This window comes from Arthrobacter sp. SO3 (genome assembly GCF_020532825.1).
Lineage (GTDB): Bacteria > Actinomycetota > Actinomycetes > Actinomycetales > Micrococcaceae > Arthrobacter.
In genome coordinates, this window is the sequence record NZ_MQTS01000143.1 from 9,815 (window position 1) to 14,121 (window position 4,307).

Here is a 4,307-nt window from a genome sequence, read left to right on the forward strand (position 1 = left end):
CAGGGTGGGCCTGCGCAGGCGTCTGGAACGTGCCAGGAATTCCGGCACCGGCAACAGCCCGCGCTCGCCGAGGAGGGCCGGAAACTGGTTGAGCGAGGACAGGAACGCCACGAAGTAGAGCGTGGCGATGCCGCGCTGCAGCGCCTGCCGGGCGAACTCGTACTCCGGCGCGTCAAACCAGGCCGTCCACTCCACGATTCCCACGTTACGCCCGCGGTCCGCGGCGTCAATGCGCGGCCCCTTCGTAGCCGGTCCGGCGTCCGTCCGGGGCGGCTTTGAGGCGCCAATGAGGGCTTTCCGGCCAGCCGACGGCGTGTCCGGGCGCAATGTGCCCCCGGACGGCCGGGCTGGGCAGAGTGCGGGGAACCCGAGCACCGAACCCGGTGCGGGATACTTGAAGCATGCAGCCGCGCAAGATCGTCCTCCTCGGGTCCACCGGTTCCATTGGCACACAGGCGATTGACGTCGTCGACGGCGCCCCGCACCTTTTCGAGGTCGTGGCACTCAGCGCCGGCGGCGGCAATCTCGAACTCCTCGCCCGGCAGGCTGTCCACACCCGGGCCCGGGCCATCGGCACCGCGGCCGGCGACGCGAAAACCCTTCAGGCACTGATCGACGACGCCGCCAGCGCGGCCGGCGCCACCGGGTACCGGCCCGAGATCATCACGGGACCTGACGCCTCCACCCGGGTCGCGGAGATCGAGGCCGATGTGGTCCTCAACGGCATCACCGGCTCCATTGGGCTCGCACCCACCCTGGCCGCGCTCAAATCCGGCGCCACCTTGGCGCTGGCCAACAAGGAATCCCTGATCGTTGGCGGCGCCCTGGTCAAGGCCGCGGCCCGGGAAGGCCAGATCGTCCCGGTCGATTCCGAACACTCCGCCATCGCCCAGTGCCTGCGCTCCGGCTCCGCCGCCGAGGTGGACCGGCTGATCCTCACGGCGTCCGGGGGCCCCTTCCGCGGCATGACCCGCGACGAGCTGCACCAAGTGTCCCCGCAGGACGCCCTGGCCCACCCCACCTGGGACATGGGCCTCATGGTCACCACCAACTCCGCCAGCCTGGTCAACAAGGGCCTGGAAGTGATCGAGGCGCACCTGCTCTTCGACATCCCACTGGACCGGATCGACGTCGTTGTCCACCCGCAGTCCGTGGTCCACTCGATGGTCCAGTTCATCGACGGCTCCACAATCGCCCAGGCCTCCCCTCCGGACATGCGCCTGCCCATCGCCCTGGGCCTCGGCTGGCCGGACCGCGTAGCGAAGGCGGTCCAGCCGTGCGACTGGACCCAGGCCACCAGCTGGACGTTCGAGCCGCTGGACACCGCGGCGTTCCCCGCCGTGGGGCTGGCGAAGGATGCCGCCAAACAGGGGAGCACCTACCCGGCTGTGTTCAATGCAGCGAACGAGGAGGCCGTGATGGCATTCCACGCCGGCCGGATCCGGTTCACCGACATCGTCGATACCATCGAAGCAGTCCTCAGCGAACACACAGGATCCTCCGGGCTGACAGTGGAGTCCGTGCTGGATGCTGAACGATGGGCACGCGCCCGCACCCACGAACGTTTAGCCGTCAAAAGCGTCTAGGAAGCAGCAGATCGAAGCATGAGTCCCGTCCTCCTCTTTATCCTCGGTGTCGTCTTTGTGGCGATCGGCATCGCCGTGTCCATTGCCCTCCATGAGGTGGGCCACCTGCTGCCGGCCAAGCTGTTCAAGGTCCGCGTCACCAAGTACATGATCGGCTTCGGGCCCACCGTCTGGTCCCGCAAGAAGGGCGAGACCGAATACGGCTTCAAGGCCATCCCGTTGGGCGGCTTCGTCTCCATGATCGGCATGTACCCGCCGAACAAGGAGGACGGCACAGTGCGTCCCTCCAGCACCGGCATGTTCCAGTCCCTCGCCTCGGACGCCCGCTCCCTGGCCCACGAGGAAGTCGGCCCCGAGGACGGGAACCGCGTCTTCTACAAGCTGCCGGTCTGGAAGAAGATCATCATCATGCTCGGCGGCCCGGCCATGAACATGCTCATCGGGCTCGGACTGACGGCCGTGCTGCTGATGGGCTTCGGCATTGCCGCCCAGACCACCACCATCGCCGATGTCTCCAAATGCCAGGTCAAGGCCGGCGAAACCGTGAACCCGGACTCGGCCGACTGCAAGCCCACCCCGGCCGCCGCCGCGGGCCTGTTGCCCAACGACGTCATCACCTCCTTCGACGGCAAAGCCGTAACCAGCTGGGATGAACTCACCGCCTGGATCCGCGCGTCCGCGGGCCGCCAGGTCGGCATCACGGTGGAGCGCGACGGCGCCCCGGTCACCACCACCGTCACACCGGTCCTCTCCTCCCGTCCCGTGGTCGGCGACGACGGCCGGCAGGCCAAGGGCGCCGACGGAACCCTCCAGTACCAGGACGTCGGCTTCCTGGGCATCGGCGCGCAGACTGCGCTCGTGCAGCAGCCGGCGTCGGCGGTTCTGCCGATGGCGGGCGAGAACATCAAGCAGATCGCCGGCGTCGTCGTGAACCTCCCGGCGCGCGTGGCCGGTGTCGCCAAGGCGGCTTTCAGCGAAGAGCCCCGCGACCCCAACGGACCCATCAGCGTGGTCGGGGTGGGGCGGGTGGCCGGCGAGGTCGCCGCGATGGAGCAGGTTCCGATGCAGTCCCGGGTGGCCACCCTGGTGGGGCTGCTGGCCGGACTTAACTTCGCCCTGGCCGTCTTCAACCTCATCCCGCTGCTGCCGCTCGACGGCGGCCATGTGGCCGGCGCGCTCTACGAAGGTGCCCGCCGCCGGATCGCCAAGCTCTTCGGCCGCCCGGACCCCGGCGCGTTCGACATCGCCAAGCTGCTCCCGGTCACCTACGTGGTGGCGGTGCTGCTGATGGGTATGGGCGCCTTGCTGATCTACGCGGACATCGTGAAGCCGGTCAACCTCTTCGGCTGACCCGGCTGACCCGGCTGACCCGGCTGGCCCGGCGGCCTTCTGGCCTGCGGAAATGTCCCGTGACCGAGGGGGAGTCCCAGCCCTGCGATCGCATATGCCAGCCAGCCGGAGCGATCCGCGATCCGCGAGCCGGGGACGCCAGCGCCGGGCGGCGAAGAATGCGGCGAGCACGGCCCGGGAACCGAGGCCTGAGGGACGCGCGCGGGTTCAGCCCGCCCGCCGGCCAGCGCGGTCCAGCCTGGTACATCCCCGCCGGGCCGATTAACCGGATTGGACTGTTTATCCCCTATCAGCCTATTTCAGCTTATTTTCAGTAATCAGTTGAAAATGATTGATTCTCAAAGATCAGCCCTTTAGGGTGGGGCTATGTACGTGATGACCATCGACCAGCGCGGCAGCAGCGCCGACGTCGACCGTGTTCCCGGCCTCCTGGCGGAGGTGGCCGGGCTGTCGACCGCCGGGCGCTTCGAGCGTTCCGTGGGCGATGAAGTGCAGGGCGTCATCGAGCGCCCGGAGGAAGTCGTGGAGATTGCCCTGCACGCCCTGCGCAGTGGCCGCTGGTACGTGGGCATCGGAGTGGGGGCGGTGGACCTGCCGCTGCCTGCCAGTCCGCGGGAAGGATCCGGGCCGGCGTTCGTGGCGGCCCGCACGGCTGTCGACAAGGCCAAGTCCGGGTCCGCCCATGTGCCCATCGCCATCGTCTCCGGAGGCCTGCGCCGGGGGGAGGCCGCGCCCTCTCCCGCGGGATCCGCCGGCGCCCGGGCCTGCGCCAACGCCGAGGCGGTGCTGCGGCTGATCGGACGGCTGGTCCAGGACCGGACGGAATCCCAGTGGAAGGTCGTGGAGGTGCTGCGCTCGGTACAGCACGGGCACTCCGGCACGCACGGCACGCAAAAAGTCGCCGCCCAAAAACTGGGAATCACCGAACAATCCGTGAGCCGTGCGCTGCTGCGCTCCGGCTGGCAGGAAGAATGGGCCGCGAGGCCGGCGGCCGAAATGCTGCTGGACTTCGCCCACGGGACGATCGTCGGCGATCACGCCGCCGGCGGGCAGTCCAAAGACCGCGCCCAGGATACGGGCCGGCCCGAGCACCCGGATACCCGCATCCCGGACAGCAAGGAAGGAGACCGATGAACGCCCTCTGGATCACCCTGACCCTGCTCACTTCCGGCTTCGTCGGCTGGCCCGTCACGGCCCTGGTCTTCCGGCTCGCCCGGACCATCGACGACCGGCAGGACGCCGTCACCGCCGACCCGGCGATTGACCCAGCGTCGGATGTCACCGTCGATCCCGCGGCCACGGTTGGCCCCGGCCCCGCAGCCGGAGCGGCCGCCAGCCCCACCACCACCCCCGCAGGCCCCGCGGCCACCT

3 protein-coding genes and 2 pseudogenes are annotated in these 4,307 nt (G+C 69.1%); 4 read left to right on the top strand and 1 reads right to left on the bottom strand.

Going from position 1 to position 4,307, the window contains the following annotated elements:
* Nucleotides 1-195: pseudogene (locus tag BJQ90_RS13520) on the bottom strand (lipase maturation factor family protein); the annotation flags it as partial.
* Nucleotides 196-401: 206 nt separating this feature from the next.
* Between BJQ90_RS13520 and dxr the strand changes: the two are divergent.
* The 4 genes and pseudogenes from dxr to BJQ90_RS13540 form a co-directional block, all read left to right on the top strand.
* On the top strand, nucleotides 402-1,586 hold the full coding sequence (gene dxr, locus BJQ90_RS13525; RefSeq protein ID WP_226760769.1) for a 1-deoxy-D-xylulose-5-phosphate reductoisomerase: 1,185 nt from the start codon (nucleotides 402-404) through the stop codon (nucleotides 1,584-1,586).
* 18 nt (nucleotides 1,587-1,604) lie between these two features.
* Nucleotides 1,605-2,936 carry a M50 family metallopeptidase gene (locus tag BJQ90_RS13530; protein WP_226760770.1) on the top strand — a complete coding sequence of 444 codons (1,332 nt, stop codon included), beginning with the start codon at nucleotides 1,605-1,607 and terminating at the stop codon, nucleotides 2,934-2,936.
* Nucleotides 2,937-3,302: 366 nt separating this feature from the next.
* Nucleotides 3,303-4,070, top strand: a complete 768-nt coding sequence (locus BJQ90_RS13535; RefSeq protein ID WP_226760771.1) for a MarR family transcriptional regulator — start codon at nucleotides 3,303-3,305, stop codon at nucleotides 4,068-4,070.
* Nucleotides 4,067-4,307, top strand: a pseudogene (locus BJQ90_RS13540) (hypothetical protein); the annotation flags it as partial. The gene BJQ90_RS13535 and the pseudogene BJQ90_RS13540, both read left to right, overlap by 4 nt.

Coding starts and splice junctions, on each gene's coding strand:
- BJQ90_RS13535 (WP_226760771.1), top strand. CDS start 3,303: ATGTACGTGATGACCATCGACCAGCGCGGCAGCAGCGCCGACGTCGAC.
- BJQ90_RS13530 (WP_226760770.1), top strand. CDS start 1,605: ATGAGTCCCGTCCTCCTCTTTATCCTCGGTGTCGTCTTTGTGGCGATC.
- dxr (WP_226760769.1), top strand. CDS start 402: ATGCAGCCGCGCAAGATCGTCCTCCTCGGGTCCACCGGTTCCATTGGC.